This is a genomic window from Halorubellus litoreus (genome assembly GCF_055378595.1).
The window spans coordinates 2,492,858-2,518,891 of record NZ_AP043836.1 but is presented as its reverse complement, the minus strand read 5'-3'; the positions used below and the strand labels follow the sequence as shown (position 1 = coordinate 2,518,891).

Below are 26,034 nucleotides of genomic sequence, written 5' to 3'. Positions count from 1 at the left end.
CCCCGCAAATACCCAGATTGTGAACTGAAACCCGATTCCCGGGCGTGATTTCAGAAGGGAAACGGCCAGAGAGTACGAGAGCGATGCACCGTAGACCGGGCATGTGGCGCTGGAGAACGGGCGCGTTCCGCTGGAGAGCAGTAGCCGAGGAGTCGGCTAGACGCGCGTGTCCCAGTACGAGACCGACGCGAGCCGGTCGAGCCCGGGGACGGACAGGAGCTTCGTGTCGAGCGACCGGAACGCGCTCGCGACGTCGTCCGGTATCTGCCGGTAGAAGCCGTAGGGGAACACGAAGTCGTGCTCGGCGTTCACGAGTTCGAGGTTCGACTTCTCCAGCAGCGAGTCGACCTCGTAGCGCGAGTAGAGCCGCGACCCCATCGGGAGCGCCCAGTTGTAGATCGAGCGCGTCGAGAACCGGTTGAACGTGTCGAAGAACACCTGGTCGTTCGAGACGCGCCGGAGCTCCGCGAGGAACGACTTCGGGGTGTCCGCGAGATGGAAGAACCGCATGGCGACGACGCTATCGAAGTGGTCGTCGGGGAACGGCAGACGCGCAGCGTCCCCGCGCATGAACTCGAGCGTGTCCGATACGCCCGCTGCCTGTGCCTTCTGACGGCCCTCCTCGAGCATCGCGGCGGAGATGTCCATGCCGACGATGTCCGCGCCACGTTCGGCGAGCATCACGGTGAAGCGGCCGGTCCCGCACGCGACCTCCAGCACGCGCTTGTCCTCGAGCGGACCGAGCGCGTCCAGTACCGCCTCCTTCTCGCGGCGGTCGATGAGGCGACCGCCTCGCGAGAAGCGCTTGTCGTCGTACTCCGCGGCCACGTCGTCGGCCTGGTACCACTCCTGTCCCTTCACTGTATCCCTCGGTAGGCCACTGCGGGGATAAAACGGTACTGAACTTTCGCCACGCACGTATTTGTGCCGCGGTACCGTACCGCACAGTATGGCGCACTGTAGACACTGCGACTCCGACGTCGACGTGGAAGCGCTCGTCCGCCACGAGCGAGACGGCCTCCTGCGCGTTCACTGCCCCGACTGCAACGGGATGCTCGGCGCGTACCGCGACCCGTCGACGCCGCGGTCGCGGTAAGCGAAGCCAGCCACGGAGCGCGGCCTCGACCGACAGGTCGTCACCCGCTGGTGACGACGCGGTCCGGCTCGATCCGGATGACGACCCGCGGCCCGCGCTCCTCGCCCTTGTGCGGGTACTCCTCGCGCTCGAAGTACCGCCGGGTGAGCGAGTCGATGTGCTCGTACGAGTCGTCGTCATCCACGGCGACGACCTCACCCCGCACGGACACGTACCGGTAGGGATCCTCGGGGTCGCTCACCTCGATACCGACCTTCGGGTCGCGCTCGACGTTCCGTTCCTTCTGACGGCCACGGGCGGTGTTCACGAGCACGTGCCCGCGTTCGTCGTCGTAATCCACCCAGACCGGCGTCACCTGGGGCGTCCCGTCCGGCATCAGCGTCGCGAAGTGCGCGAACGACTTGCGCTCGAACAGGTCGTGGAACTCGGGCGGGATCTCGGCCATGCTCGACGCCTCGCGCGCCGTCGACAAAAGCCGTCGCCCCCGGGCAACGCCGACCGGCTCGCGCCGCACCGAACGACGTCCTTCGCACGCGCCGAACCAACTCTTACTCCGAGCGACGAACCCACTTAAACACCCCTCCTTCCTTGGTAATAATACACCTTATATTGTTCGTACAGTTTGTATCCCACTGTAGCCAACCTTTAACACTGACCTTCGCTGTCACGGTGGTATGAGCATGAGTGCCGCGGACGACCGCTCGCAGAACGACGACGTACTCTCAGACGCCGAATACCGCGACCGCCTGCGCGAACTCCCCCCGAGCGCGAAGCTCGTCTCGAAGGTCCTCGAGAGCGACTCCCCGCTCTCCCAGGGCCAGCTCGCCGAGGAGTCGCTCCTCCCCGACCGCACCGTCCGGTACGCCCTCAACCGCCTCGAGGACGAGGACCTCGTGAACTCGCGGTACTCCTTCCAGGACGCCCGCAAGCAGGTCTACTACCTCAACGTCTAAGCGGATACCAAACACCCTCAGAGCGAAACCGACGCACCGACGACCGACCACAGCCACCCTCGCCGCCGACCACTCCCTCTCCACTCCGTTGACGTCGAGTGCCCGCTATCGATTCCGTCGACGTCGACCGCCAGCACTTATCAACGACCGCTCCTTGCGCACTCGCATGAAGGTCACGCGCGTTCCCGTCGAGGTCGCGACGCGAGCCCCGACCGGGTCGACGAACGCGTACGTCGTCGGCGAGGACCCAGCGGTCCTCGTCGACCCGGCAGCGCGCACCGACGCGCTCGACGACGCCGTCGCCGGGCGGGGCGTCGAGCACGTCGCCGTCACCCATACGCACCCCGACCACGTCGGCGCGGTCGCGCACTACGCGGACGCTCTGGATGCGACGACGCACGCTCGCTACGGCCGCACCGAACTCTTCGCGGCCGCGACCGGCGTCGACGCCGACGAGACGTTCCGCGAAGGCACCACGTTCGCGGGCGTGACCGTCCTGGACACGCCCGGGCACGCCGTCGACCACGTCGCGTTCGCGGCGGACGACGCGGTCCTCTGCGGTGACCTCGCGGTCGCCGCCGGGAGCGTCGTCGTCGGCCACCCCGAGGGCGACCTCCGCGCGTACCTCACCGCGCTCCGCCGCCTGCACGCGATGGCGCCCGACGTCCTCCATCCCGGGCACGGCCCGACCATCGAGAACCCGCGCGAGACGTGCGAGCGACTGCTCGCGCATCGCCTCGACCGCGAGCGCGCCGTGCTCGACGCCATCCGGAACGGCGCCGGCACCGTTCCCGCAATCACCGACGCCGCGTACGAGAAGGACGTCAGCGACGTCCGCGACCTCGCCGAAGCCACCGTGCACGCGCACGTCCAGAAGCTCGTCCACGAGGGCCGCGCCCGCTGGGAGGGCGGCCGCGTTCGACCCGGCACCTGACTGACGCCCACCACCAGTTCAAGTGAGATGCCGCGGCGAACGGCGGCGTGACGTGACGGTCGACCCGAGCGCGGACGAGACGGGAGCGCGGACCACCCGCTCGGGAGACCCCGATACCCCCCAGCGGTCCGCCTGTTCGCCAACGAATCCCGCAGTGGCCACCGTCGCGACCGCGACGACGAGCGGCTTTTGTTCGTGCGCGCCGTCGGCGACGACGTGGACTCCCTGGAGACCGAACTCGGCCGCGCTCGCGACCTCGACACCGCCGAGCTCGCCGACGCCATCGAGACCATCGGGTTCGAGTGCACGCGCTGTGGCGCGTGCTGCAAGAGCGAGGCCGACGACCCCCACACTGCGACCGTGTTCCCGGAGGAGGTCCGGACGCTCCAGGGGGTAAACGACGATGCAGACGCCGGTTCGGACGAGGCCTACGACTGGCGCGACGTCGCCCGCCCGATGCCGTACGGCCTGGAGGAGACACAGGACGGCACCGTCAGTGGCGAGACGTTCGAGTGGGCGCTCCAGACGGACGCCTGCGGCGACTGCACGTTCTACGAGGAGGACGCCGACGGGACCGGCGCGTGCACCGTCCACGAGGACCGACCGCTCATCTGCGAGACGTATCCCTTCAGCGTCGCGCTCGGCGGCACCTCCCAGCCGATGGGTGACGCCGTCGACGAAGCCGGGATGGTTCGCGCTCACGAATGCGAGGGCCTCGGTCGCGACATCGCGCGCGAGGACGCGGAAGCACTCGCTGCGGCACTCAAGGAGCGCGCCGTCCGCGAACTCGAGGAAGCGATCGGCGTCCGCGACAACTACGAGCCAGTCGACGCCGGCGACGGCGTCGTCGTCCACGACTCAGAGGGCGCGAAACGCGAGGACGGCACGCCACTCGACGACGAGACACCCGGCGAGGACACCTGAACGTCGACCGCAACGGAGCGTTCTCACGCACCCTCAAATGATGGGTGTCTTTTATTGTGGCGTGGCAGTGTACGTTCAGACGAGATGAGTCAGTCAGTCGAGTACCGGTTCGAGTGCCCGGAATGCGCCGAATCCATCGACGTCAACGAGTCGATGAAGGAGGCCATCCAGGCGCACGGCTGCGTCGTCTGCGGCACGCCCGCGCCCGACGGCGCGTTCCAGCCGTGACCACTCGAACCAACGCCCTCGTCCGAACACCCGCCGGTGGCCTCGTCACTCGGAGACGTTCCGTCGACCCGTGACCGAGTCCGGAACGAGCTTGTTCACCGTGAACTCGATGTCCTCCTTCGCTTGCTCCCACACCTCGAACTCCGGCGTCCGCGCCTTCCCGAGTCGTTCCACGTCCGTCGGCGTCAACTCGTCCTTCGGGATGCGGACGAGTTCACCAGACACGACGACGCTCTTGATGTCGATAGACCCGTCGTCGGCCGCGCGTTCCTCGTACACGACGAGCTGTGCGGGACACGGTTCGTCGACGTACTCGGCCTTCGTGCTGTCGTCGTCGTACCCGAGGCGCAGGTAGAACTCGCCGTCGTCGGTCGCGAACCCGTACGAGACCGGGAACGAGTACGGGACGTCACCGCGAGCGAGTGAGAGCACGCCAGTCCCGCCGTCGCCGAGGAACGCCTCGATCTCCGTCGTCGTCAGCGATACGCTACGTACGTCGGCCATCACGAGATACTCCGGACGTGGCGCACGTAAAACCCGTGGGGTTGCGGTGACCGCACTCGGTGGTCATTCGAGGATGGCGTCGAGGAGCTTGCTCTGTGCGGCGGCGAGGTGCTCGCTGAACGTCGACCGCGTGATGTCGAGTTCGGTCGCGACCTCGCCGGCGTTCGCGCCCTTCGGGTGCCGGAAGTATCCCATCCGGTGTGCGGTCTGGAGGACCTCGAGCTGGCGGTCGGTGAGGCGACCGCGGTCGACGAACACGAGGTTGTGCGCGCCGGCGTCGCCCGTCGACCGGAGGAGGCGTTTGACGTCGAGCGACGGGAACTGCTCGCGGAGGTCGCCGACGAGCGCCTGCAGGTCGGTCATGTCGGGGACGTGGAAGGTGACGTGGACGCCGTCGTCGCGGATGGCGACGTCGACGGTCGGGCAGTCGTGGGCTTCGACGACCTCGCACGGGCAGGCGACGTCGCGCTCCCGTTCGAACCGGTAGGTGGCGTGGTCGCCGTAGTCGAACACGAGCGTCGGGGTGACGTCCGCAGTGGCGCCGGTGTCGCCAGCGCGGGCGTCTGGCGGGCCGGTGGGTTTGTCCGCGCTGTCGGTGGTCTCGGCGTCGTCGCCGTCGACTGCCGGGGTGCCGCCGACGTCGATACCGACGGGGTCGGCGAGGAGGAACTCCTCGACGACGCGGTCGCCGTCGCCGGAGACCGCGCGGGTGACGTCCTCGGCCGTCGTGCCGGTCTCGTCGACGACGCGCGTCGCCGGACAGCCCGTGGGGCCGTCGACGCGTATCTCGGCGCGGATGCCGTCGCTCATGTCCGTGCCGTCTCGACGCATCCTCCTAATTCCTTCCCCGGTGGTATTTAAACCCCCATCGTTCTATGGGTGTCAAGACGAGAGGCGCCCGTCAGTATGTTGTAGTAAGAACGACCCCATGTCCGCACAGCGCGCTCCCGAACAGATTGGTATCGAGCAGACGACCGAAGTCGACACGGACGCCCTCCTCACGGCACTCCAGGACGAGGACTGTCGTGCCATCGTCGAGGCGGTCGAGGACGAGGCGCTCTCGGCGAGCGAACTCGCGGAGGAATGCGACCTCCCGACGTCGACGACGTACCGCAAACTCGACACGCTCACGGACGCCGCGTTGCTCGACGAACGCCTCCGGCTGTCGTCGTCGGGCTCGCACGAACGCGAGTACGTCGCGGGCCACGTCGACCTCACCATCTCCGTCGGCTCCGGCGCGACCGTCGACGTGGAGGCGGAGACGAACGCCGCGGACCAGCTCCGCGCACACTCGATGGCGGACTGACCACCGCCGTTCCGCACGCTCAACCAGTCCTCTGCGACGGACCGCCGCCGGGGCGTGACCTCTAGATTCCTTTGCCCATGAGGTGACTGCGGAGGACGTCAGCCTCCTTGTTCCCGGTGCCGGTGTTGACGATGACGACGGTGTCGTCCTCGTCGAACGCGTCGTCCTCGGCGAGCGCCCACGCGCCCGACGCGGCGGCGGCGCACGTCGGCGCCATCTCGAGGCCTTCGTTCTGCGCGACGGAGATGGCGGCGTCGAGTATCTCGTCGTCGCTCGTCGCGACCGCGCGCCCACCGGACTCGCGGACGGCATCGAGGACGAGGTGGCTCGCGCCCGGGTCCGGGATCTCGATGCCGCCACAGATGGTGTCCGGGACGTCCCACGGTTCGTGGCGGTCCTTGCCCTCCTCGAACGCCTTCACGATGGGCGCACAGCCGTCGGCTTGCGCGACGTGGAACGCAGGTTCGTCGTCGACGAGGTCGAGGTCGCGGAACTCGCGGGCGGCCTTGTGCATGCCGACGAGTCCGACGCCACCGCCCGTCGGGTAGACGACGTGGTCGGGCGCCTCGAAGTCGAGTTGCTCGGCGACCTCGCAGTACATCGTCTTCTTGCCCTCGTGGCGGTACGGCGTGACGAACGTCTTCACGCTATACCAGTCGTCGTGCTCGTCCATCGCCTCGGCGTACGCCTCACCGGCGTCCGTGATGCGGCCGCCGACGACGGTCATGTCGCCGCCGTGGACGTTCACCATCGCCTTGTTCGTGAACCCGGAGCGCGCGGGGAGGAAGACGTGCGACTCCAGGCCGGCCCGGCCCGCGTACGCGCTCGCGGCCTGTCCGGCGTTCCCGGCCGACGCGAGCGCGACGTCGGTTGCATCGTGCTGGACGGCCGCTGTCACCGCGGGCGACTGCCCGCGGTCCTTGAACGTCCCCGTCGGATTCCGGCCCTCGTCCTTGATGTACACCGACTCGACGCCGAGTTCGTCCGCGAGGCTCGGACACTCGACGAGCGGCGTCGCACCCTCGTCCATCGACACCGCCGCGGCTCGGGTGAACGGGAGCAGTTCCTCGTAGCGCCACATCGAGTCGAACGGGCGCTCGCGGAGGTCCTCGCGCGTCAGGTCGACGGCGTCGTAGTCGTACGCCGGGTCGAGGATGCCGTCGCACTCCGGGCAGCGATGCGTCGCGGTCTCGGCGTCGAAGCGGTCGCCGCAGTCGACGCACTCCAGGCCGACGAAGGCGTCCGTCGTGTCCATACGCGAGCGTTCGAACGGCCCCGACTAATCCCTGTCCATCGCGGGCCCCGCCCGTGCGAGACGAGTCCCTGTGCATCGCCCCGGCCGCGACGCCAACCATCGACGCGTCACTTCCCCTGGTCGTTATGCCGCCGACGGTCCAACGGCTCGGTATGGACGACGCAGACGTGGTCGTGGTCGGGAGCGGACTGGCCGGACTGGTCGCCGCGCGGCGGCTCGCGGCACGCGGCGCGGACGTCACCGTGTTCGAGCGCGAGCACGACGTCGGCGGGCGGGTTCGCTCCCGTCGCGAGGACGGGTACACGTTCGACCGTGGCTTCCAGGTGCTGTTCACGGCGTACCCCGCGGTCCGTCGGGAGCTGGACCTGGACGCGCTCGACCTCCGGGACTTCCGGCCGGGCGCCATCATCGCTCGCGACGGCCAGCGGTCGGTGCTCGCGGACCCGTTCGGGGACCCCGAAGCCATCGTCGAGTCCGCGCTGAACCGCGAGGTGACGCTCGGGGACAAGGTCCGGACGCTCGCGCTCCGCCGGGACCTCTCGGGCGCGGACCCGGCGACGCTCATCGCGGACGGCGACCGGACGACCCGCGAGTACCTCCGCGACCGCGGGTTCAGCGACCGGTTCGTCGAGCACTTCGCCGCGCCGTTCTACGGCGGTATCACGCTCGACCGGTCGCTGTCGACGAGCTGTGGCGTGTTCGAGTACACGTTCGCGATGCTCTCGCGCGGCCGGACCGTCGTCCCCGCCGACGGGATGGGCGCCATCACCGCCCAGCTCGCCGAGCGCGCCGAGTCCGCGGGCGTGGACGTGGTTCGCGACACGCCGGTCGAGTCCGTGGACGGTCGTCGGGACGGTGCGAGCGTCTCCGTCGACGGGGAGACCGTGAGCGCGGACGCGGTCGTCGTCGCGACCGACCCGGTCGCGGCGCACGCACTGACGGACGTTCACGTCCCGACGGAGGGGAAGGCGTGCGTGACGCTGTGGTTCGCCGCTCCGGACGGCCTCGACCTGGGGACGAAGGGCCGCATCCTCCTGAACGCCGACGACGACCGCCCGAATCAGGTCGTTCACCACACCGAGGTGGCGCCCGAGTACGCGCCCGACGGCGCGGACGTCCTCTCGGCGACGTTCCTCGGCGAGCAGGACGCGAGCGACGACGCGCTCGCCGACGAGGTCCGGTCGACGCTCTCGTCGTGGTATCCGGAACGGCACGTCGAGGGACTGGAGTGCCGGCACGTCGACCGCATCTCGTTCGCGCAGTTCGCGCAACCGCCGGGGTTCCAGGCCGACCTCCCGGGCGTCCGCGACCCGGACGGCCGCGTCTACCTCGCCGGCGACTACACGCGCTGGTCGAGCATCCAGGGCGCCCTGGAGAGCGGGCGCGTCGCCGCGGAGGCCGTGGCCGCCGACACCTGACTGGGCCGCCCGAGCGTCCGATATCGGCTTCTCAGAGGTACGCGCGGAGCGCTCGGAGCGGCGGGAACCACAGCGCCTCGTCGGTGTCGGCGTCGTAGACGACCGGCCGCAACGCGTTCGCGTTCGTGACGAGTGGCGACGAGAAGTCGTCGGTCCACATCCCGTTCACCTCGACGCCTGCGGCGAGTTCCGTGAAACTGGGGAGCATCAGGACGTCGCTCCCGCGGTACGTCCCCGGCCCGTAGAGGTACGTCGGACGACGCTGCCCTTCGATGTCGATCGTCGGATGGTCGTGTCCGACGACGAAGAGCGAGGCGTCGGTCGTGGACGCGTCCCCGGCATCGGATCCGGCGGCCTCGCCGGGTGGTTCGTGGCCGTGACAGACGACGACGTCGTCGAACCGGAAGCACGCCGGCGTGGGCGCATCGAGAACGCCGGGGAGTTGCGGGTCGTGATTCCCCGGGGTCGCGACGAGGTCCGCGCCCGCAGCGGCGACGACGTCGACGAGTTCGTCGAGCGTCTCCCGGACGACCGCGGGAACGTACTCGAAGCGATGGAGGACGTCGCCCGCGAACACCACGGTCTCGGGCGCGAACGCGTCGAGGAGCGCGACGAGACGGTCCCGGAGGTGCGCTCGCTCCCCGACCGGGAAGTCGACGTCGCTCGCGTCCGCTCGCCCGACGTGGAGGTCCGCGAGCACGAGCACGTCGCTCCGCGAGAAGAACACGGCACGGTCACGGAACGCGACGTCGTCGCGGCCGGTCGACGCGGACGACTCGCTCGCGGTCATCGACCGGCGAACGCACCCGGCGCGACCGCGACGGTCATTCCCCGCCGTCGGCGCGCACCGCCGGGTCCTCGACGTCGAGCGCGCTCTCCAGGTCGTACTCGCTCCCGGTCGCGACGAACAGGACCTCCTCGAGGACGCCCAGCATCTCCGGGAGCTCCCGGACGACGATCCACGTGATGCCGACGAGCGCGAACACCGACCCGGTCTGCGAGAGGACGTTGTGCGCGAACCAGAACGACGCGTGCGTCGCCTCCACGCCCGCCAGCGCCGCCAGGTCCACGACGGGGTCCTGGAGGAACCAGCCCTTCCCAGCAGCGATGGCGACGAACACGTTCCGAACCCAGTTCAGCACCCAGATGATGCCGACGGCGAGCGCGAACGACTTCAGTTTCCGCCGAATCGGCGCCTCGACCGCGGCGATGAGACCCGCGAAGATCGCGATCGAGCCGATGCCCGTGCAGGCGTACACGATGTACGTCGCGAACTCACTGAACACGAACATGTTGTGGTAGCCGAACTCGGGACCGGTCGTGTACTCGGGATTGTACCCGAGCAACTGGATGCCCCAGTACGTCTGGTCGGCGACGAGCTCGATGAGGAACTCCCGGACCGCAGGTATCGCCTGCGTCGGATAGTAGATGACGCCCATCAGGAGCACCGCTCGCGACAGCGTGTACAGTCCCTCGCGGCCGTTCCACAGGAGATAGCCCGTGTAGAGGCACGCCGGCACGGCGACGATGGCGAGCACGCCCTCGATCGCCGACGCTTTCGTGAACAGGAAGTGCGGCGCGACGACGCCCCAGAACGCCGCGAACAACGCCCACGCACCGGCGTACGCGTACCGGGCGACGCCACGGCGTCGAGCCACGTCGAGGACGGCACCGACGAGGAACGCGGCGAGGACGAGCCACCCGAGGAGGTCAGAGCCGACGGTGACACCACCGACGCTGACGGACTCGACGGACAGCGGAATCGACATACACGAATCGAGGTCGCGTCGGCATATAGACCTGTTGCCCTCGTGTCGAGGGTGCTCACGACCGCGTTTCGAACGCGCTCGCGACCGCCACAGCATGCAGTCGGCCGTCGCTGGCCTACCGAGCGCGCAGTCCGCCGTCGTCGACCTACCGGGCGCGCGACCGCGTCGTCGGCGTCCTCTCCCCGTCGACGTCGGCTTCGACGTCCGGGTCGGCGTGCGCCTTCGCGGTCGCGTACGCCTCTCGGACGCGCGTGAACGCGTCCTCGGTCCCACCGTGGTCCGGGTGCGCCTCCTTCACGCGGTCGCGGTACGCCGACCGAACCGCGTCCACGTCCGCCGACGGCGACAACCCGAGCGCGTCGAACGCCTCCCGGACGACGGCTTCCGGGTCGGCGTCCTCGTCGTACCACTCCACGACCGGGACGTCGAACGGCAACCGGCCACCGAGGTGATGCCCGTGCATCTCGTGCTCGCACAGCACCGTCGCCGTCCCCGTCGCCTGCAGTCGGAAGTACGCCTTCGCGTCGAACGTCACCGCGACGTCGCGCTCGGGCAGATAGAACGCGACCGACTCGCCCTCGAGCTCGTGGTCCTCCAGGAACGACTCCTCGATAGCGTCGAGGTACTCTCGGATCTCGACGCGGCGACGCCCCTCGCTCGAGACCGACGCCCCAGACCCGTGATCCGCGCGTCCGGCGTCGTCGAACAACCACTCCGCGACCGCGAACGTGCACGCTGCGACGACCGTGAACGCACCCGCGAGCGACGCGCCAGCCACCACCCACGGCGGCAGACCCGTCACCCACTCGAAGAGTTCGACCCCGTACACGACTGTTCGGCTGACGATAGGGGACGCGCGCACAAATGTGCCACGCCGACACGCGTCAACCCCACGACACCCCTCGGACGACCACACCCGCACGCCACCGTCCACGCGACACCGTCAGCGCCACATCCCACGATTTTTGACCCCACGCACGTCAACGAACACGACATGAAGGTCCCGAGACGCCACCTCCTCCGCACCGCCGGCGCCAGCGCGCTCGCCGGCACCACCGCACTCGCCGGCTGCCAGACGCTCACCGAGACACCACACCTCCTCGTCGTCGAGAACGAGACCGACACCACGCACACCGTCACCGTCGTCGTCCGCCGCGCGACCGACGGCACCACCAGCGAGCCACGCACCGAGACCACGGGCACGAGCTCGCGCTTCGTCGTCGACTTCACGTACGACGTCCCCGCCGGCGGCCGACAGGAAGGCCCTGGCGTCCTCCCGACGGGCGACACCTACGAGGTCGTCGCCAGCACGCCCGACCTCGGCACCGGTCGCACCACGTACACCGACCGCGAGAGCGTCCGCATCACGCTCGCCGACGACACCATCACCGCCGAGACGTTCAACCCCAGCTGAATCGACGGCGACGGCGACGACCACCGCTGGCGCTACCAGCGCCACGCTCGACAGAAAACCCGGTCGTGAACGGCCAGCCCTACCCGATGTACCGGAGGTCGTCGTCAGTGACCTGCGGCGACTGCTGTTGCTCCATCTGCTGGATCTTCTCGATGACGTCCTCCATCTCGTCCGCGCGCTCCTCCAGGGACTCGTACTCGATCTCGATCTCGAACAGCTCGACGAGCACCTCCAGAACCGCACGCGCGCTCTTCGGGTCGACGAGATACCCGGACGTCTCGCCCATCAGGCACGCCGCGTCCATCCCGCGGCGGCCACCGAGCCCGAGCACGAGCCCGGACACGCCGACGATACCACCCGCGGGTTCGTCCTCCCGGAACTCCACGCCGACGTCCTCCAGGGCCTCGACGCGCGCCTCGCTCGACGCCGCACCGAGCACGTCGTACTCCTCGATGAGCTCGCCCGTCGGCACCCCACCGAGCGCGTACGCCGACTCGCACCCGAACTCAGCGGCGATGTCGAGGAACGCGTCCGCCATCCGATAATGGCCCTCGTTACTCTGGGCCTGATGGTCGCCCGTCAGAATCAGGAGGTCGCGACCGTCGGTCTCGACCGCGTGGAACTCCGCGTGCGTCAACTCCGCCACGCCGTCGTCGCCGACGTCCACCTGCGGCGGCAGGTCGTTCGAGTACACGCGACGCACGAGCGTCGACTCCAACTCCTCCAGCAGGTGCTCGGCAGCGAGTTTCCCAACGTGCCCAACACCAGGCAGTCCTTCGAGGAACACCGGGTCGTCGAGTTCGACGTCCGCGACCACCTCGATGTCGAGTGCATCCATACGCGCTACTCGCGGGCGCGTCGCTTAAGTTTGCGTCGGTACTCGCCCCAGCGGTCCTCGGGCGAGAACGGCGCCGGCGCCGAGTTCACCGCGTCCGCGCCGCACTCCGGGCACGTCTCGGCGAACGTGTACACCGGTCGGTCGTGCGCGGACGTCCACGCCGAACAGACGCGGATGTCCGAGTGCATCTACTCGTCGTCGGTGTGGCGCTCGCGGTGATAGTCGCCCTCGCCACCGACCGCCTCGATCGCCTCGCGAGCGCGCGCCGCACTCGCCTCCAGTTCGGATTCGGCGGTCTTGTAGTTCGGCGCCTGCACCTTGATGCGGTACTCGGGCGCGCCGACGTACGTCACCGACAGGTCGACCTCGTCGGGGACCTCGTCGTCGCCCTCGCCCGCCTGCATCGCCTCCTTCACGTCGTCCACGCCGTCCGGGTTCGGCGACTCCAGGTCGACGTAGCCCGTGACGTTCACGTACGGCACGGAGACGTTCTCGCGCGCCGTCTCCACGAGCGACGTGATCTCGTCGTCGTCGAGGTCGGTCTTCTCGAGCGCGCTCTCGCCGTGGATCGCCGCCTCCTCGAAGCCGTCGTACAGACTCCCGAACTGGCCGAGGAGTTCGTTCGCCACGCTCGCGTACTGCTCGTCGCTCACGTCCTCGCCGAACGCGAGCAGCATCCAGTTGTCCGCCTTCCGCTCGTTCTTCCAGTCCTGGATCTTGTCCGACCGCTGGTGGTCGTTGACGTCCTTCAGCGACAGGTCGATCTGCTGTGAGGACTCGTCCACGTCGAGGACCTTGCAGACGACGGTCTGACCGACGTTCACGTGGTCGCGGACGTTCTTGATCCAACCGCTCGCGACCTCGCTGATGTGGATGAGCCCGCGCTTGTCCTCGTACTCCTCGAGGTCGACGAAGACGCCGAAGTCCTCGATCTCGTCGATCTTGCCGACGACGAGCTCGCCGTTCTCGGGCCACCCGCTGTACTTCATCGTGCCTCTACGACGCCCGTGACCTCGCCCTCGAGGTCGGCTTTGCCGCCGGTCGGGTGGGCGAGCGTGTGCCCACAGACGGCGCAAGCGACCTCGCTCGAGGCCTTCTCGAAGACGGTCTGTTCGCTCTCACAATCCGGACACGTGACGGTGATGAAACTTCCTGCCATAGATTTACTCCTGGAACTCGAGGCGGCCCGTACGCCATCCTTCGCGGAGGTGGGCCTTCCCGCAGTCGCTGCAGCGGTACTTGAGGTCGGTCTTCTTCGTCGGCTTCTCGCCGGACGGCACCTTCGAGAACTTCCCGGAGTTACCGATCGAGGAGATCGCGCGCTTGCGCTGTCGGCCCTGGACCTTCGTCATGCCTGTGGGGCGACCGCCACGGACCTTCTCCACTTCGTGCTCGTGGTGCTCGTTGCAGTGCGGACAGTACGTGTTGAACCGGCGTGGCATCTTCATGGATATCTACCTTGACGTGGGTTTGTTCGCGGGCGCTTAAAACCGGTACGGTTCACGGCGAACGCGGGTCTGCGTGGAATCCGCTGGATGACGCGTTCTCGGCGGGGTGTGTCGGCGTCGCGGTCGCTGACGGTCAGTTCCCGTCGTCGATGTCGATGGTGCGCCCACCGTCTGCTTCGGCGGTGGCGTCCTGGCTGGCGTCCGTTACGGCGTTCGAGTCGTCGGTATCGGGGTCAGTGGCGTCGGCGCCGACGTCGGTGGTGTCGTTGGCGTCGGTCGCGTTGGCGCCGTTGGGGGTATCGCTCTCGGCGTCGTCGGCCCGGAAGATGCTATCGGGGGTGCGCGCCTCCGAGCCGGTTCCGACGAACGCTTCGCCGACCTGTTCGCGCCACCGGTCGATCTTGTCGATGTCGTCGGACAGGTCGCTGGCGAACGCGGCGACCTCCGTCATCGACTCCTCGCACGTGCGTTCGAGCGTCTCGACGGTCGTCCTGACGGTCGCGAGGTCGTCGTCGACGGTGTCGACGCGGCCGTCGACGCTCGCGATGCGCGCGTCGAGCCGTTCGGTGCGTTCGTCCGCTCGCGACAGGTGCGTGTCGACGGTGTCGAGGCGTTCGACGACGGTGTCGAGGCGGCCGGCGAGCGTGCCCATGCGGTCCTCGACCGATTCGAGGCGCGCGCCGACGTCGGCGTGGCCGCCGCTGGCGTCGTCGAGCGTGGCTTCGAGCGCGTCCACGTCGTCGCTGGCGGCGTCGACGTCTCGACGGAGGCCGTCGACGAGTTCGGTCGCCGTCCCGTGTTCGTCGATGATGGCTTCGAGGCCGTCGGCGTACGCCGCGAAGTCCTCGAGTCGCGCGCGGAGCTGGGCGAGCCGGAGGTCGTCGCTCCGGGCGAACGCGGGCCCGAACGCCTCCTGGAGCGCCGCCGTCTGGTCGTCGGAGAGGGCGTCGGCTTCGACGTCCGCGACGAGGGCGTCCACGAGCGCGCCGTCCGGGAGCGCGTCCGCGATCGTTCGTTCGTCCATCGCCGCGACGACCGCGTCCGGGTCGAGCGCGGCCGCGATCGCTCGTTCGTCCATCGCCTCGACGACAGCCTCTGGGTCGAGTGCGGCCGCGACAGCGCCCGGGTCGATGGCGTCCGCGACCGCGGTGGCGTCGACCGCGCTCGCGACCGCTGCCTGGGACGCTCCCGCGCTTGCCCCGTCGGTCGGCTCGTCGGTCGGTTCGTCGCGGCCGACGGGGTCGACCATGTCTATCTCGGGCGCGTCGATGACGGACTCGACCGTCTTCGGGTCGTCGCAGCGCACGACGTACCCGGTCGTCACCTCCTCGCCCGCGGCGACGATATCGACGAGCGCGACGCGAGCGCGGTCGCCGTCGAGCAACCAGTCGCCGCCTCCGCCGGCGTCGAGGTCGAGCGCGTCCAGCGGGAACGACGCGGCGAGCGACTCCTCGACGCGGATGGCGGCGTCGTCGTCGCGCGTGCTCGTGATGCGATAGTGCACTCGCATGTGGTTGTCGCCCGGCTCGATACCCTTGTCGACGCGGACCCCGTCCGTCTGCGTCGTCGTCGTGTTACTGAGACTGCCTGTGGTTGCCATTGACGCCCCTCTCTACGTTCCTATCACACCCGAACCACCATTAATTTCACGCCTATAATTTTGGAAGCTTAGTCTGGTCCGTCGATGCGTAGCGGGCGTGCCCCGCAGCGGTTCGACACGCTTAATGGCCGCGTATCCGAAGCGCGAGCCATGAAGCGACTCATCATCGACGGGGACCCCGGCGTTCGGAAGGACGCGACCATCGCCTACGACGACGAGGAGTCGATACACGTCTTCAACGTGAACCGACAGGGCGACTGGCACGGCCCCGAGCGCGTCCAGCTCTGGTGTACCGTCGGCACCGAGGACGAGCTCGAGACGTTCCAGACACGCGACTACATCCCGCACCACCTGGAGGTCGACCGCGTCGAGGCCGAAGCGGTCGAAGTGCTCTCCGAGAAGAACAAACTCAACGTCTGACGTCGACTCCTCCCCGTCTCGCCGTACTACCCGAGTAGCGACGCGACCACGGGTCGAGTAACCGCGACGGACGCGTTCGTGGACGCGTCCGCGTCGGACGCCGTCTCGTCGTCGACGAGCGCGCCCCGGTCGACGGCGTACACGACGACGTCGCCCCAGCGCTGCACGCGCTCGATGCCGGGGTCGGCGGCGAGGTCCGCGACGTCGTACCGCGAGCGCTCGTTCGGCCCGACGTAGACGTACGCGACGTCGTACTCGCGGAGGACGGTCGCGCGCTCGCTCGCGTCGCCGGTCTCGTAGAGCGTCTCGACGGCGGCGACGCGCGCGTCCCACTCCGCTTGCGTGTGGTAGTTTGCAGCGTGCGCCCACCCCGCGATGGTCGGGAGTCCGGTATGGCTGGAGACGCCGCTGACGAGCCCCGACGCGGGATCGTTCGACCCGTAGAGGTACCGTCCGGTCGTCGGCGCCTCCACCACGACCGGCCGACCCTCGCGGTCGTTCAGCCACTCGATAGCGGCCGCCTGGTTCGGATAGCACTCCTCGCTCCAGTCCTTCGCGTCGAGCGTCCACTCTCCTTGCCCGGTCTCGCCGCTGCGCGAACACACCCAGTGCTGGCTCGGGTTCGCCTCGAAGTGCCCGACGAGCGCGAACCCGCCGTACAGCGACAGCGAGACGAGCAGGACGACCGCGCCGACCGTCGACCCGACGCGCAGCACGCGCCCCCAGTCGACGCCACCGCCGGCACGGCCGCCGTCCGTCTCCGGGTCACCGTCGGCGTCGATGCCACCGTCCGCGCTCGCCGAGCGCGCGCTCGCCGTCGGCGCTCGCGCGAGCGTCGGGCTGACGAGCCAGCGCGGCCACGCTCGCGACGCGACGTCCGCGAGCATCACGCCACCGGCGACGCCCCACATCACCCACACCTGCCAGTAGAGCTTGAACACGGTGTTCAGGCGACCGGGGCCGGCGCGTTCGGCGACGTACACGAACTCGACGAGCGTCACGAGTCCGGTCGCGCCGAGCACGAGCACGACCTCGAACCCGACGTCCCGACGGAGCCGGAGGAGCACCATCCCGACGAGGAGGACGGGGACGACGGCGACGAGCACGGTCGCGTCGAGCACCCACGCGACGCCGGCGAGGGTCGCGACCGCGACGGCAAGACCGACGGCGGCGCGTCGTTCGGGGCGGTCGTCGTCGAGCAGGGCCGCTGCGAGCGCGAACAGCGCCGCGCCGCCGGCGGCGACGAACGCGACCATCGACCCGTGGTACGCCGCGAACGCGGCGAGCGCGAGCACGCCGAGCGCGACGAACGCGCGGTCGCGGAACGACGTCTCGAGCGCGAACGCGCCGAGGACGCCCGCGATGGCGACGACGACGAGGTTCGCGCCCACCCAGCCGACGACGAGGTTCGCGACCGCGAGCGTCGCCAAGATCGCGACGAGCAGTCCCGTCTCGAGGGCGTCGCGGTCGACCCGGGACCGGTCGAGGAAGTACGCGACCGTCACGAGGAGGAACGCGCCGTGCACGAGCACGAGGCCGACGAGCGACGACCGGTCCGGGAGGAGCGCGGGGTACTGGCCGCTCGTCGCCCCCGAGAAGAACGGGAGCGCGAACGCGACCGAGAGCGCGCCGACGACGCCCGCGAGCACCACGGCGACCACGAGACGAGACACCTCCTCGTGGACGCGGGACGCGTCCGCGACCGCTCGCACGCGGTCCGCAACTGGTGCCGGAAGCACGGACGCGGGATGGGTCGCCGCGAACGCCGTGGTGAGCGCGACGATGCCCGCGACCGACGGGAAACTCCACGTGTTCACGACCGCGAGCAACCCGCCGAGTGCGGGGGCGGCCGCGAACAGGTACGCGCGCTTCCGCCAGACCGCGTCGGCGGGCGCCTGCCAGTACGCGAACGCGAACGCCGCCGCGACGAGCAGGAGCGGCGGACTCATCATGTGCGCGTGCAGGTCGCCGTTCAGGTACGCGAACAACGGGAACTCGTTTATCGTCCACGGGATGACGCGGCTCGCCGCCCAGTACCCGAACGCGTCAGCGGACACCGCCAGGCCCGAGAACTGGTAGCCGAAGATCTCGACGAACCGGCCGCCGCTCTCGGGCGTGACCACCTGCACGGTGTCGTTCGGGACGACGAGGAAGAGCACGCGTAGCGGCGCCAGGAGGACGTCCACGGGACCGCTGAACGTGATGGGTTGCTGGAGGTGCTGAACGAGGAGGATGAGGCCGCGTGCGGGCGTCGACAGGTTGCTCGCGACGCCGACGAGGAACGCGCCGAGGACGCCCGCGCGCCGCGGTGAGATACCGCGCGCCAAAGCGACCGACCGCCCGAGCCCGTACGCCGCGGCGACCGTGAGCCCGTAGTACGCCGCCAGCGCGAGGTTGTACGCGTACGCGGGCGCAGTTCCCGTGAGTCGCCCGAGCTGTGCGGCGATCATGTGCCCGCCGTAGTAGTACTGGAGGCGGTCGCCCGCGAACCACATGTCCTCCGGCGGGAGCGCCGGCGCCCGGTAGAGCGTCGCGAGCAACCCGAAGTCCAGCATCTTCTCGCCCGCGTACGGGTCCGCGGCCGCGTCCGCCGCGCGGACGGCGACGACGAGCGCGAACCCGACGACGAACACGACGAACGCCTCCACGGCCGGGCCGCGCTCGGGGACGTGTCCGCGGGAGAGCGCGTACGCGGAGCCGGCGAGGACGACGAGGAGGGCGACGACGATACCGGGCCACCCGAACGCGACCTGGCCGACCCAGTAGCTCGCGACGCCGAGGACGGCGATCGCGACCGGGAGCCCGAGCCCGCTCCCGCGGTCCGGGAGCGGCGAGAGGAGCAGCGTCGCGAACGGCGTGGCGGCGGCGGCCAGGGCGGCGAGGACCGCCAGCCAGACGAGGACCAGCGTGTACTCCATCTATCACCACGTAGGCGAGCGCGGTGGCTAAACCCTTTCTGCTCGCGATACCGACCACGCGCCGAGCGTTCGCCGGTTCGAACTTCGGCCATCGGTCGTCGACCGAACTCTGTCGCGAAGCGAACGATTTTACACCACGCGGGGACCGACGTAGGGTAGATGTCGCAGTCCCTCGGCGTCGTCCTGCCAGCGTACGACCCCGCGGTCGACACGCTCGCCGCGTACGTCGACGCCCTCCACGACGCGCTCGACCCGGACGTCGTCCGTATCGAGCTGGACGCGCCCGACGACGCGACGCTCGCCGGTCTCGAGGACGTGGACGCGACCGTCAACGCGGTGGACGCACGCCGCGGGAAGGGCGCCGCCATCACGGCCGGGTTCGAGGCGCTCGTCGACCACGTGGACGTGCTCGCGTTCGCCGACGCGGACGGAGCGACGCCGGCGCACTCCATCGCGGACGTCGTCGACGCCGTCAGCAACGACGACGTCACGCTCGCCGTCGGGTCGCGTCGCCACCCGGACGCCGACGTTCGAAGCCACCAGACGTTCGCGCGCCGATACCTCGGCGACGGGTTCGCGTTCCTCGCCCGCTCGCTCCTCGGCATCGACCTCTACGACTTCCAGTGCGGCGCGAAAGCCATCACGGTCGACGGCTGGCGGACGGTGCGCCCGCACCTCTACGAACCGGGGTTCGCGTGGGACGTCGAACTGCTCGCGGTCGCCGCCGCACACTCGCTGCCCATCCGCGAGATTCCAGTGACGTGGGAGGACCAACCCGAGTCGACGGTGTCGCCGGTGTCGACCGCGTACGAACTCGGCCGCTGCCTGCTGCGGAGCCGACACCGCATGAAGGAACTCGGCGGCAGTAGCGTGCACGCAGCGATAGCCGACCGCCGGTCCGGCCGGAGCGCGCTCGTCGACCGACCCCACGGCGACGTCGAGGAACCGTGACGGGCGACGAGGACACTCGGACGACCGATGCGTCCGCGAGCGACGGTGGAACGACCGGCGCCGCGACACGTTCCACGTCGAACGCGGGCGTCCTCGGTCGGTTCCGCGCGCTCGTCTCCGGCGTCCGCTTCGCGGAGTTCGCGTCCGTCGGTGCGGTCGGCGCGGTACTCGACACGACGCTCCTGCTCGTCCTCACCGGCCCGTTCGGGGTCGCGACGTGGCTCGCGAAGCTCACGTCCGCCGAAGCAGCGATCCTCCTGATGTTCGCAGTGAACGAACGCTGGACGTTCGCCGACGAGGGCGACCCAGACCGGTGGCCGCGCCGCCTCCTGAAATCGAACCTCGTCCGCGTCGGCGGCGTCCTCGTCGCAACCGGCGTCGTCACCGGCCTCGACACCTACGTCGACGTCTCCATCCCCGTCCTCGGGTTCGACCTCTGGCTCGTGTTCGCGAACGGCGCCGGCATCGCCGCCGGCCTGCTCGTGAACTACGTCGCCGAGAGCCTCTTCACCTGGCGCGTCCACGAGTGACTAATTGCCATACGGCGTTGCAATCACAACCCTTAACTAGCGGAGCGCGGTACGTGATGGTAGCGGGATGGGATAGCCAGGAGATTCCGGCGGGCTCATAACCCGCAGATCGGTAGTTCAAATCTACCTCCCGCTATGCTTCTGACGCGAACAACACGAGGAGCGTAGCGACGAGTGTCGTGAGTGTCGAACATAGCAGCGGGGAGGTTCGAACCAGGGAGCACGAGGCGCGAACGAAGCGAGCGACCGTGCGACCGTGGTTCGAATCTACCTCCCGCATTCGCGCGACTTTCGTTCTCGATCGTTTCTTCGAACTCCGAATGTCTAGTCGTTCGGAGCGGTTGCTCCGGTGGTGTTGTTGGCGAGCGGGGTGGGTGGTCGGTGGTTCTAATCGGTCGGTCTCAGGGGAGGAGGACGCCGTCGATGACGTGGACGACGCCGTTCTTGGCTTCGATGTCGGTGGCGACGATCTCTGCGCCGCCGAGGCCGCCGCCGTTGAGGGTGGTGCCGTCGGTGGTGACGTTGCCGCCGGCGAGCATCTTGACGGGGGCTGGGTTGACGATGGAGGGTGCGTACCGGCGGCCTTTGGTGACGTGGTACTTGAGGATGGTCGCGAGGTCGTCTCTCGCGAGGAGTTGGGCGGGGGTGGCGCCGAGTGCGTCGAGGAGGGCCTCGAACGCTGCGTTGGTCGGCGCGAACACGGTGTACTGGCCGTCGTCGCTGTCGAGGGCGGTGCCGAGACCCGTCTCCTGGAGTGCCGCGACGAGCGTGCTGAACGTGGCGGGGTCGCCCGCGGCGATCTCGGTGATGGTCTGCTCGGCGCTTGCGCCCTGGCGGTTGCCCTTGCCGGGGCGGGCGGCGACGGTGCCGGCGCCGGTGGCGAGGAGGGTTCCGGTTGTGAGCGTCTTGAGGACCGTTCGGCGGTCGATGGGTGTCATTGTGATACCTCGTCCGTATGGACCACCGATAAGAGATTAGACACTAGCCCGAACTGGTTGGGTTGCTTTGTTGCCAAAGTATCGCTTAGAGGCCTTCTCAGTGCGTTTTTGCCACTTGAGGGCAATCGTTGCGAAGCGGTAACTATGCCATAATTACTGATACGATGGTGTCGCGGTGGTTGGCGGGGTGGTCAGTCGCCGGACGCTTCGTTCGCGATGGTGGCGCGGTCGTCGGCGACGGCGTGGTCGTCGAGGAGGTGGCAGGCGACGTCGTGGTCGTCGTCGACGGCGCGCGTTTTCGGCGCGTCCTGCTCGCACGGCGTCGTGAACGCGTCCCCGAGTACGGACGCGGCAGCGTCCGCGTTCCCGTTCGCGAGGGCGTCGATAGCGTCGGCGAGCACGCGCTCGGCGTCGTCGTCGCCGAGCGCGTCCGGGAGGTCGTACTCCGCGCGGACGGCGTCGTCGACGGCGTCCGACCGGAGGTCGCTCGCGTCCTCGACGTCGGCGTGCGTGCGGGCGAGGTCCATCGCGGCGTCGCCGTCGAACTCCCCGCCCTCGACGTCGTGCCGGAGGTCGAGGACGCGCCGCCACGCTGACTGGTCGAAGTCGTACGCGTCGGGCTGGATGACCTTCGGGCAGCGCGTGTGGAACCGGCACCCGCTCGGGGGGTTCTCCGGGCTCGGGACGTCGCCCGTGAGTTCCACGCCGAGGCCGCGCTGGCGCGGGTCCGGGTTCGGAATCGAGGACAGCAGTGCTTGCGTGTACGGATGCTGCGGGTCCGCGAACAGCTCCTCGGTCGGTGCGACCTCGACTATCTCTCCGAGGTACATCACGGCGACGCGGTCGCAGACCTCCTTGACGACGCCGAGGTCGTGACTGATGAACAGCATCGACAGCCCGAAGCGCTCTTGGAGGTCGTTGATGAGGCTGAGGATCTCCGCCTGGATGGAGACGTCGAGCGCGCTCACGGGCTCGTCGGCGACGACGAGCTCCGGATTGACGACGAGCGCGCGAGCGAGCGCGATGCGTTGCTTCTGGCCGCCCGAGAACTCGTGGGGGTAGCGGTCGGCGTCCGCGGCCTCCAGACCGACGCGCTCCAGGAGGTCGGAGACGATCTCGTCCTGTCGCTCGGGGTCGGTGAGGCCGTGTATCTCGAGGGGTTCGGCGACGCTCTCGCCGACGGTCATCCGCGGGTCGAAGCTGCTCGTCGGGTCCTGGAACACCATCTGTGCCTGCCGGCGGAAGCGCTTCAGTTGCGCGTCGGAGAACCCCGCGACGTCTCGCGGGTCGCGGTCGGCCTCGTCGTCCCCGCGGAAGCCGTCGCGGACGCGGTCCAGCAGCGACCGCGAGTCGTCGTCCGCCGGGAGCTTCCCGTGGTACCGTATCTCGCCGGCGGTCGGGTCCTCCAGTCGCAGGAGCGACGTCGCCGCCGTGGACTTCCCGCAGCCGGACTCGCCGACGAGCCCGAGCGTCTCCCCGCGGTGCAGGGTGAAGTCGACGCCGTCGACGGCCTTCACCGTCCCCACCTGGCGACGCAGCAGGCCCTTCGTGATTGGGTAGTGCTTCTTGAGGCCGTCGACGGTGACGAGCGGTTCGCCGTCGGCGCCACGGTCGGCGGGGCGGCGAGCGACGCCATCGGCCGTCGCATACTCATCGTCGGTCGCGGGCTCGTCGTCGCGGTCGTCGCGGTCGTCGCGAGCGGGTTCGTCAGTCATCTCGCTCACCTCCGTCGGTCCGCGCCGTGTCGTCGTCGGCGTCGTCGGTCGCGACCGCGACCCCGGCGTTCTGTACGACGGTCGCGTCGTACCCGGCCTGGTAGTACACGCAGGACGCGACGTGGTCGTCGGCGCCGTCGACGTTCACCGCCGGTGGCTGGTCGCCCTCGCGGCAGGCGTCGACCGCGTGCGGGCATCGTGGCGCGAACCGACAGCCATCCGGTGGGTCGGTCGGGTCCGGGAGCGTCCCGCCGATGCCCTCCGCGGCGTTCCGACGACCGGGCAGACACTCGAGGAGCGCCTTCGTGTACGGATGCGACGGGTTCTCGAAGACGTCGAAGACGCTCCCTTGCTCCATGACCTTCCCGGCGTACATCACGACGACGCGGTCGGCGACCTCCGCGACGACGCCGAGGTCGTGCGTGATGAGGAGGATGCCCATCCCGAACTCGTCCTGGATGTCGCGGAGGAGCCTGAGAATCTGGGCCTGGATGGTGACGTCGAGCGCGGTCGTCGGCTCGTCCGCGATGAGGAGGTCGGGTTCGCCCGCGATGGCGATCGCGATGACGACGCGCTGGGTCTGCCCGCCCGAGAACTCGTGGGGGTAGTCGTCGAACCGCTCGCCGGCCTTCGGGATGCCGACGCGGTCGAGCAGGTCGACCGCTATCTCGCGCGCCTCGGCCTTCGAGACGTCGCGATGCAGTCGCACGGCTTCCACGACCTGTCGGCCGACCGTGTAGACGGGATTGAGCGTGCTCTGTGGGTTCTGGAAGACGTGCCCGATGCTGCCGCCCCGGAGCGTCCGGAGTCGCTTCTCGGGGAGCGTCAGGAGGTCCTCGCCTTCGAAGTCGACGCTCTCGGCGTCTATCTCGCCCGGGGGCTGCGGGACGAGGCGCGTGATGGCTTCGCTCGTCACGGTCTTCCCGCTGCCGGACTCGCCGACGATGCAGACCGTCTCGCCGCGGTCGACGTCGAACGACACGTCGCTCGCGGCGTGCACGGTCCCGGCTTCGGTGTGGAATCGAACGCTCAGGTCTCGGACGGACAGGAGTGGATCATCTTGCATCAGGCATCACCTCGAGGGTCGAGGACGTCGCGGAGGGCGTCGCCGAGCAGACTGAACGCGAGCACGACGAGTGCGAGTGCGAGCGTCAGTTCGCTCGACACCCACCACGCGTTCGGGAAGTTGTTCAGGCCGTTCGCGATGCTCTCGCCGAGCGAGATGACCATGATGTCGTTCAGACTCAGGTACGCGATGGCGGCTTCGGCGAGGATGAGCATCGGGATGCGGCGCGTCACCGACGTGAGGACGGTGTTCGAGACGTTCGGGAGGATGTGCTTGCGCATGATGCGGCGGTCGTCCGCGCCCGCGGAGCGCGCGGCGGTGACGAACTCGGCTTCGCGACGCTGGACGACCTCCGAGCGAACGAGGCGGGCTGCACCGCCCCAGGAGAGCAGGCCGAACACGAGGATGAGCAGGAAGAGGCTCCGGCCGAACACGTAACTCAGGACGATGTACGCGACGAACGCGGGGATGGTCTGCTGGATGTCGATGTAGCCCGTGATGGTGTCGTCGACGAGTCCGCCGGTGTAGCCGGCGAACGTCCCGACGAGCGTCGCGATCGGGAGCATGATCATCGACGTGAGGAGCGCGACCTCCAGGCTCACGCGGAACCCGACGAACAGGACCGCGAGCACGCTCTTCCCGACGTAGTTCGTCCCGAGCGGGTGCTCCCACGTGCCGAGACACCCGGAGTCCACCACCTGTCCGGCGCAGTTCGACGGCGAGGAAACGCCGATCGCGGGGCCGAACTCGAGGAACTCGTACATCGTGAACCGGACCGCGAACAGCGTCACCAGGCCGACGCCGACGACGGTCGCGGCGAGCGCGAGTGGCTCGCGGACGCGCTCGACGCGATTGTAGAGCGCGAGCACGACGCCGAACGCGATGGCGGCCGCGAGCAGGAGCGTGAACAGGTCCGTCGTCCCGAACGGCGTCGAGACGGGCGCGGGTGGCTGATGGGAGAACGTCTCGTAGCTGCCGTCGACCTCCTTGAACGTCGTCGGCATCCCGACGACTGCATTCCCGAACGCACCCCCGAGCACGAAGAACGTGACGTACGCGAGTGCGACCGCGCCCGTCGGGTGGTCCTTCAGTCGTCGAAGGTACAGTCGCGTCCGGTCGAGGTCGTCGAACAGGCGGCCGAGCACGAAGCACGCGAACACGAGCAGCGAGAACACGAACACCCACTCGACCCCGTAGACGTCCCAGTAGAGGTACCCGTAGTAGGGTATCTCGACGCTATCGAACGTCGGGTCCGGCGCGAGATAGTAGTAGTCGTACGCGAACGCGACCGCGAGCACCGTCGACAGCGCCGCGAAGACCTTCGTGCGGACGGCGACGCGACGCCAGTTCTCCACGACGGGGAGTGCGAACGCGAACAGGAAGCAGACCGCGAGGACGAGGTACGCGAAGTCGAGCGACGACGGCTCGACCCATCGGACCGTGCCAGCGAGGACGTCCACGGTCGGCACGCGCGCCCCCGACTCGGCGACGTTCGCGTACGCGAACACGCCGAGGATCGCAGCGAGGACCGTCGCGAACGCACCCCGGCGAACGCTGACGTCGTCGGGTTCCTCGACGCGCTCCCAGTCCACGCGCTCGAACGCCGCGAGTTCCCGACGGTCACCGGTCGCCATCGACGCTCACCTCATCGCAGGGCGTGGCCGAACGTTGCAGCATCGACCCAACGATTCACCCCCACATCTAAAAAGATGACATAGTGTCAAACGCCGGCTTTAGTATCGATACCGGTCACGTCGTGCGGTTCTCCGGGATTCCGCCGTGATACACACCCGGTTTTAATACCGAGCC

General features: G+C 69.0%; 30 protein-coding genes and 1 tRNA gene. 12 read left to right on the top strand and 19 right to left on the bottom strand.

Annotated elements, in window-relative coordinates; translation table 11 throughout:
- Positions 1-156: 156 nt before the first annotated feature.
- Positions 157-861: a class I SAM-dependent methyltransferase gene (locus tag ACZ48X_RS16785; RefSeq protein ID WP_336348614.1), complete on the bottom strand. Its 705-nt coding sequence runs from the start codon at positions 859-861 to the stop codon at positions 157-159.
- Positions 862-949: 88 nt separating this feature from the next.
- On the opposite strand from ACZ48X_RS16785, the gene ACZ48X_RS16780 reads away from it, so the two are divergent.
- Positions 950-1,096 carry a hypothetical protein gene (locus ACZ48X_RS16780; protein ID WP_336348615.1) on the top strand — a complete coding sequence of 49 codons (147 nt, stop codon included), beginning with the start codon at positions 950-952 and terminating at the stop codon, positions 1,094-1,096.
- Between the two features lie 40 nt (positions 1,097-1,136).
- Here the strand turns inward: ACZ48X_RS16780 and ACZ48X_RS16775 are convergent, their stop codons facing one another.
- Positions 1,137-1,541 (bottom strand): PPOX class F420-dependent oxidoreductase, encoded by a 405-nt coding sequence (locus ACZ48X_RS16775; RefSeq protein ID WP_336348616.1) that lies wholly within the window; start codon positions 1,539-1,541, stop codon positions 1,137-1,139.
- 229 nt (positions 1,542-1,770) lie between these two features.
- Here ACZ48X_RS16775 and ACZ48X_RS16770 point away from each other — a divergent pair, with 229 nt between their 5' ends.
- The 4 genes from ACZ48X_RS16770 (at position 1,771) to ACZ48X_RS16755 (ending at position 4,135) form a co-directional block, all read left to right on the top strand.
- Positions 1,771-2,049, top strand: a complete 279-nt coding sequence (locus ACZ48X_RS16770) for a helix-turn-helix domain-containing protein (protein ID WP_379761780.1) — start codon at positions 1,771-1,773, stop codon at positions 2,047-2,049.
- A 166-nt stretch (positions 2,050-2,215) separates the two neighbouring features.
- Positions 2,216-2,983 carry an MBL fold metallo-hydrolase gene (locus tag ACZ48X_RS16765; RefSeq protein WP_336348617.1) on the top strand — a complete coding sequence of 256 codons (768 nt, stop codon included), beginning with the start codon at positions 2,216-2,218 and terminating at the stop codon, positions 2,981-2,983.
- Positions 2,984-3,199: 216 nt separating this feature from the next.
- Positions 3,200-3,907, top strand: coding sequence for a YkgJ family cysteine cluster protein (locus ACZ48X_RS16760; RefSeq protein WP_336348618.1), 708 nt, complete (start codon positions 3,200-3,202; stop codon positions 3,905-3,907).
- 84 nt (positions 3,908-3,991) lie between these two features.
- The gene (locus ACZ48X_RS16755) at positions 3,992-4,135 is read left to right on the top strand and encodes a DUF7560 family zinc ribbon protein (RefSeq protein ID WP_227131716.1); all 144 of its coding nucleotides are present in this window, start codon (positions 3,992-3,994) and stop codon (positions 4,133-4,135) included.
- A gap of 45 nt (positions 4,136-4,180) precedes the next feature.
- On the opposite strand, the gene ACZ48X_RS16750 is transcribed toward ACZ48X_RS16755, so the two are convergent.
- Positions 4,181-4,639 carry a pyridoxamine 5'-phosphate oxidase family protein gene (locus ACZ48X_RS16750; RefSeq protein WP_336348619.1) on the bottom strand — a complete coding sequence of 153 codons (459 nt, stop codon included), beginning with the start codon at positions 4,637-4,639 and terminating at the stop codon, positions 4,181-4,183.
- Between the two features lie 63 nt (positions 4,640-4,702).
- Entirely contained in the window at positions 4,703-5,449 is a 747-nt protein-coding gene (locus ACZ48X_RS16745; RefSeq protein WP_379761977.1) for a helix-turn-helix domain-containing protein, read from the bottom strand.
- A gap of 118 nt (positions 5,450-5,567) precedes the next feature.
- Here ACZ48X_RS16745 and ACZ48X_RS16740 point away from each other — a divergent pair, with 118 nt between their 5' ends.
- Positions 5,568-5,945 carry a helix-turn-helix domain-containing protein gene (locus ACZ48X_RS16740; RefSeq protein ID WP_336348621.1) on the top strand — a complete coding sequence of 126 codons (378 nt, stop codon included), beginning with the start codon at positions 5,568-5,570 and terminating at the stop codon, positions 5,943-5,945.
- Positions 5,946-6,006: 61 nt separating this feature from the next.
- On the opposite strand, the gene ACZ48X_RS16735 is transcribed toward ACZ48X_RS16740, so the two are convergent.
- Positions 6,007-7,200, bottom strand: a complete 1,194-nt coding sequence (locus ACZ48X_RS16735; RefSeq protein ID WP_336348622.1) for a threonine synthase — start codon at positions 7,198-7,200, stop codon at positions 6,007-6,009.
- Between the two features lie 152 nt (positions 7,201-7,352).
- Between ACZ48X_RS16735 and ACZ48X_RS16730 the strand changes: the two genes are divergently transcribed.
- Positions 7,353-8,618, top strand: coding sequence for an NAD(P)/FAD-dependent oxidoreductase (locus tag ACZ48X_RS16730; protein ID WP_336348623.1), 1,266 nt, complete (start codon positions 7,353-7,355; stop codon positions 8,616-8,618).
- A gap of 31 nt (positions 8,619-8,649) precedes the next feature.
- Here the strand turns inward: ACZ48X_RS16730 and ACZ48X_RS16725 are convergent, their stop codons facing one another.
- The 3 genes from ACZ48X_RS16725 to ACZ48X_RS16715 form a co-directional block, all read right to left on the bottom strand.
- Complete coding sequence (locus ACZ48X_RS16725) at positions 8,650-9,408, bottom strand: metallophosphoesterase (RefSeq protein ID WP_336348624.1); 759 nt, start codon at positions 9,406-9,408, stop codon at positions 8,650-8,652.
- Positions 9,409-9,442: 34 nt separating this feature from the next.
- Complete coding sequence (gene artA / locus ACZ48X_RS16720; RefSeq protein WP_336348625.1) at positions 9,443-10,387, bottom strand: archaeosortase A; 945 nt, start codon at positions 10,385-10,387, stop codon at positions 9,443-9,445.
- 145 nt (positions 10,388-10,532) lie between these two features.
- On the bottom strand, positions 10,533-11,189 hold the full coding sequence (locus ACZ48X_RS16715) for a J domain-containing protein (protein WP_464379821.1): 657 nt from the start codon (positions 11,187-11,189) through the stop codon (positions 10,533-10,535).
- Between the two features lie 192 nt (positions 11,190-11,381).
- On the opposite strand from ACZ48X_RS16715, the gene ACZ48X_RS16710 reads away from it, so the two are divergent.
- The gene (locus tag ACZ48X_RS16710) at positions 11,382-11,801 is read left to right on the top strand and encodes a hypothetical protein (protein ID WP_336348627.1); all 420 of its coding nucleotides are present in this window, start codon (positions 11,382-11,384) and stop codon (positions 11,799-11,801) included.
- 79 nt (positions 11,802-11,880) lie between these two features.
- Here the strand turns inward: ACZ48X_RS16710 and ACZ48X_RS16705 are convergent, their stop codons facing one another.
- The 6 genes from ACZ48X_RS16705 to ACZ48X_RS16680 all read right to left on the bottom strand — a co-directional run bounded on the left by ACZ48X_RS16705 (position 11,881) and on the right by ACZ48X_RS16680 (position 15,687).
- Positions 11,881-12,639 carry a proteasome assembly chaperone family protein gene (locus ACZ48X_RS16705; RefSeq protein ID WP_336348628.1) on the bottom strand — a complete coding sequence of 253 codons (759 nt, stop codon included), beginning with the start codon at positions 12,637-12,639 and terminating at the stop codon, positions 11,881-11,883.
- Between the two features lie 5 nt (positions 12,640-12,644).
- Positions 12,645-12,827: an RNA-protein complex protein Nop10 gene (locus tag ACZ48X_RS16700; protein WP_336348629.1), complete on the bottom strand. Its 183-nt coding sequence runs from the start codon at positions 12,825-12,827 to the stop codon at positions 12,645-12,647.
- A complete protein-coding gene (locus ACZ48X_RS16695) occupies positions 12,828-13,628 on the bottom strand; it encodes a translation initiation factor IF-2 subunit alpha (protein ID WP_336348630.1) in 801 nt (266 codons plus the stop codon).
- Entirely contained in the window at positions 13,625-13,798 is a 174-nt protein-coding gene (locus ACZ48X_RS16690; RefSeq protein ID WP_227131738.1) for a 30S ribosomal protein S27e, read from the bottom strand. The genes ACZ48X_RS16695 and ACZ48X_RS16690 overlap by 4 nt, the downstream gene beginning before the upstream one ends.
- A gap of 4 nt (positions 13,799-13,802) precedes the next feature.
- Positions 13,803-14,087: a 50S ribosomal protein L44e gene (locus ACZ48X_RS16685; protein WP_227131739.1), complete on the bottom strand. Its 285-nt coding sequence runs from the start codon at positions 14,085-14,087 to the stop codon at positions 13,803-13,805.
- Between the two features lie 133 nt (positions 14,088-14,220).
- Positions 14,221-15,687, bottom strand: coding sequence for a hypothetical protein (locus tag ACZ48X_RS16680; RefSeq protein ID WP_336348631.1), 1,467 nt, complete (start codon positions 15,685-15,687; stop codon positions 14,221-14,223).
- 150 nt (positions 15,688-15,837) lie between these two features.
- Here ACZ48X_RS16680 and ACZ48X_RS16675 point away from each other — a divergent pair, with 150 nt between their 5' ends.
- Positions 15,838-16,107 carry an HAH_0734 family protein gene (locus ACZ48X_RS16675; protein WP_336348632.1) on the top strand — a complete coding sequence of 90 codons (270 nt, stop codon included), beginning with the start codon at positions 15,838-15,840 and terminating at the stop codon, positions 16,105-16,107.
- Between the two features lie 26 nt (positions 16,108-16,133).
- Here the strand turns inward: ACZ48X_RS16675 and ACZ48X_RS16670 are convergent, their stop codons facing one another.
- On the bottom strand, positions 16,134-19,025 hold the full coding sequence (locus tag ACZ48X_RS16670) for a DUF2298 domain-containing protein (RefSeq protein ID WP_336348633.1): 2,892 nt from the start codon (positions 19,023-19,025) through the stop codon (positions 16,134-16,136).
- A gap of 159 nt (positions 19,026-19,184) precedes the next feature.
- Here ACZ48X_RS16670 and ACZ48X_RS16665 point away from each other — a divergent pair, with 159 nt between their 5' ends.
- The 3 genes from ACZ48X_RS16665 (at position 19,185) to ACZ48X_RS16655 (ending at position 20,642) form a co-directional block, all read left to right on the top strand.
- Positions 19,185-19,976: a glycosyltransferase gene (locus tag ACZ48X_RS16665; RefSeq protein WP_336348634.1), complete on the top strand. Its 792-nt coding sequence runs from the start codon at positions 19,185-19,187 to the stop codon at positions 19,974-19,976.
- Positions 19,973-20,506: a GtrA family protein gene (locus ACZ48X_RS16660; RefSeq protein ID WP_336348635.1), complete on the top strand. Its 534-nt coding sequence runs from the start codon at positions 19,973-19,975 to the stop codon at positions 20,504-20,506. The genes ACZ48X_RS16665 and ACZ48X_RS16660 overlap by 4 nt, the downstream gene beginning before the upstream one ends.
- 61 nt (positions 20,507-20,567) lie before the next feature.
- Positions 20,568-20,642: transfer RNA gene (locus ACZ48X_RS16655), tRNA-Met, on the top strand.
- 265 nt (positions 20,643-20,907) lie between these two features.
- On the opposite strand, the gene ACZ48X_RS16650 is transcribed toward ACZ48X_RS16655, so the two are convergent.
- The 4 genes from ACZ48X_RS16650 to ACZ48X_RS16635 form a co-directional block, all read right to left on the bottom strand.
- Positions 20,908-21,444 carry a fasciclin domain-containing protein gene (locus ACZ48X_RS16650; RefSeq protein WP_336348636.1) on the bottom strand — a complete coding sequence of 179 codons (537 nt, stop codon included), beginning with the start codon at positions 21,442-21,444 and terminating at the stop codon, positions 20,908-20,910.
- A gap of 191 nt (positions 21,445-21,635) precedes the next feature.
- Complete coding sequence (locus tag ACZ48X_RS16645; RefSeq protein WP_336348637.1) at positions 21,636-23,159, bottom strand: ABC transporter ATP-binding protein; 1,524 nt, start codon at positions 23,157-23,159, stop codon at positions 21,636-21,638.
- On the bottom strand, positions 23,152-24,225 hold the full coding sequence (locus tag ACZ48X_RS16640) for an ABC transporter ATP-binding protein (RefSeq protein WP_336348638.1): 1,074 nt from the start codon (positions 24,223-24,225) through the stop codon (positions 23,152-23,154). Before ACZ48X_RS16640 ends, ACZ48X_RS16645 begins: the two co-directional genes overlap by 8 nt.
- Entirely contained in the window at positions 24,225-25,859 is a 1,635-nt protein-coding gene (locus ACZ48X_RS16635; protein ID WP_336348639.1) for an ABC transporter permease, read from the bottom strand. Before ACZ48X_RS16635 ends, ACZ48X_RS16640 begins: the two co-directional genes overlap by 1 nt.
- Positions 25,860-26,034 lie beyond the last annotated feature (175 nt).

Coding starts and splice junctions, on each gene's coding strand:
- ACZ48X_RS16695 (WP_336348630.1), bottom strand. CDS start 13,628: ATGAAGTACAGCGGGTGGCCCGAGAACGGCGAGCTCGTCGTCGGCAAG.
- ACZ48X_RS16770 (WP_379761780.1), top strand. CDS start 1,771: ATGAGCATGAGTGCCGCGGACGACCGCTCGCAGAACGACGACGTACTC.
- ACZ48X_RS16645 (WP_336348637.1), bottom strand. CDS start 23,159: ATGACTGACGAACCCGCTCGCGACGACCGCGACGACCGCGACGACGAG.
- ACZ48X_RS16680 (WP_336348631.1), bottom strand. CDS start 15,687: ATGGCAACCACAGGCAGTCTCAGTAACACGACGACGACGCAGACGGAC.
- ACZ48X_RS16675 (WP_336348632.1), top strand. CDS start 15,838: ATGAAGCGACTCATCATCGACGGGGACCCCGGCGTTCGGAAGGACGCG.
- ACZ48X_RS16735 (WP_336348622.1), bottom strand. CDS start 7,200: ATGGACACGACGGACGCCTTCGTCGGCCTGGAGTGCGTCGACTGCGGC.
- artA (WP_336348625.1), bottom strand. CDS start 10,387: ATGTCGATTCCGCTGTCCGTCGAGTCCGTCAGCGTCGGTGGTGTCACC.
- ACZ48X_RS16650 (WP_336348636.1), bottom strand. CDS start 21,444: ATGACACCCATCGACCGCCGAACGGTCCTCAAGACGCTCACAACCGGA.
- ACZ48X_RS16740 (WP_336348621.1), top strand. CDS start 5,568: ATGTCCGCACAGCGCGCTCCCGAACAGATTGGTATCGAGCAGACGACC.
- ACZ48X_RS16665 (WP_336348634.1), top strand. CDS start 19,185: ATGTCGCAGTCCCTCGGCGTCGTCCTGCCAGCGTACGACCCCGCGGTC.
- ACZ48X_RS16685 (WP_227131739.1), bottom strand. CDS start 14,087: ATGAAGATGCCACGCCGGTTCAACACGTACTGTCCGCACTGCAACGAG.
- ACZ48X_RS16745 (WP_379761977.1), bottom strand. CDS start 5,449: ATGAGCGACGGCATCCGCGCCGAGATACGCGTCGACGGCCCCACGGGC.
- ACZ48X_RS16750 (WP_336348619.1), bottom strand. CDS start 4,639: ATGGCCGACGTACGTAGCGTATCGCTGACGACGACGGAGATCGAGGCG.
- ACZ48X_RS16635 (WP_336348639.1), bottom strand. CDS start 25,859: ATGGCGACCGGTGACCGTCGGGAACTCGCGGCGTTCGAGCGCGTGGAC.
- ACZ48X_RS16670 (WP_336348633.1), bottom strand. CDS start 19,025: ATGGAGTACACGCTGGTCCTCGTCTGGCTGGCGGTCCTCGCCGCCCTG.
- ACZ48X_RS16730 (WP_336348623.1), top strand. CDS start 7,353: ATGGACGACGCAGACGTGGTCGTGGTCGGGAGCGGACTGGCCGGACTG.
- ACZ48X_RS16775 (WP_336348616.1), bottom strand. CDS start 1,541: ATGGCCGAGATCCCGCCCGAGTTCCACGACCTGTTCGAGCGCAAGTCG.
- ACZ48X_RS16780 (WP_336348615.1), top strand. CDS start 950: ATGGCGCACTGTAGACACTGCGACTCCGACGTCGACGTGGAAGCGCTC.
- ACZ48X_RS16765 (WP_336348617.1), top strand. CDS start 2,216: ATGAAGGTCACGCGCGTTCCCGTCGAGGTCGCGACGCGAGCCCCGACC.
- ACZ48X_RS16755 (WP_227131716.1), top strand. CDS start 3,992: ATGAGTCAGTCAGTCGAGTACCGGTTCGAGTGCCCGGAATGCGCCGAA.
- ACZ48X_RS16640 (WP_336348638.1), bottom strand. CDS start 24,225: ATGCAAGATGATCCACTCCTGTCCGTCCGAGACCTGAGCGTTCGATTC.
- ACZ48X_RS16700 (WP_336348629.1), bottom strand. CDS start 12,827: ATGCACTCGGACATCCGCGTCTGTTCGGCGTGGACGTCCGCGCACGAC.
- ACZ48X_RS16705 (WP_336348628.1), bottom strand. CDS start 12,639: ATGGATGCACTCGACATCGAGGTGGTCGCGGACGTCGAACTCGACGAC.
- ACZ48X_RS16725 (WP_336348624.1), bottom strand. CDS start 9,408: ATGACCGCGAGCGAGTCGTCCGCGTCGACCGGCCGCGACGACGTCGCG.
- ACZ48X_RS16690 (WP_227131738.1), bottom strand. CDS start 13,798: ATGGCAGGAAGTTTCATCACCGTCACGTGTCCGGATTGTGAGAGCGAA.
- ACZ48X_RS16710 (WP_336348627.1), top strand. CDS start 11,382: ATGAAGGTCCCGAGACGCCACCTCCTCCGCACCGCCGGCGCCAGCGCG.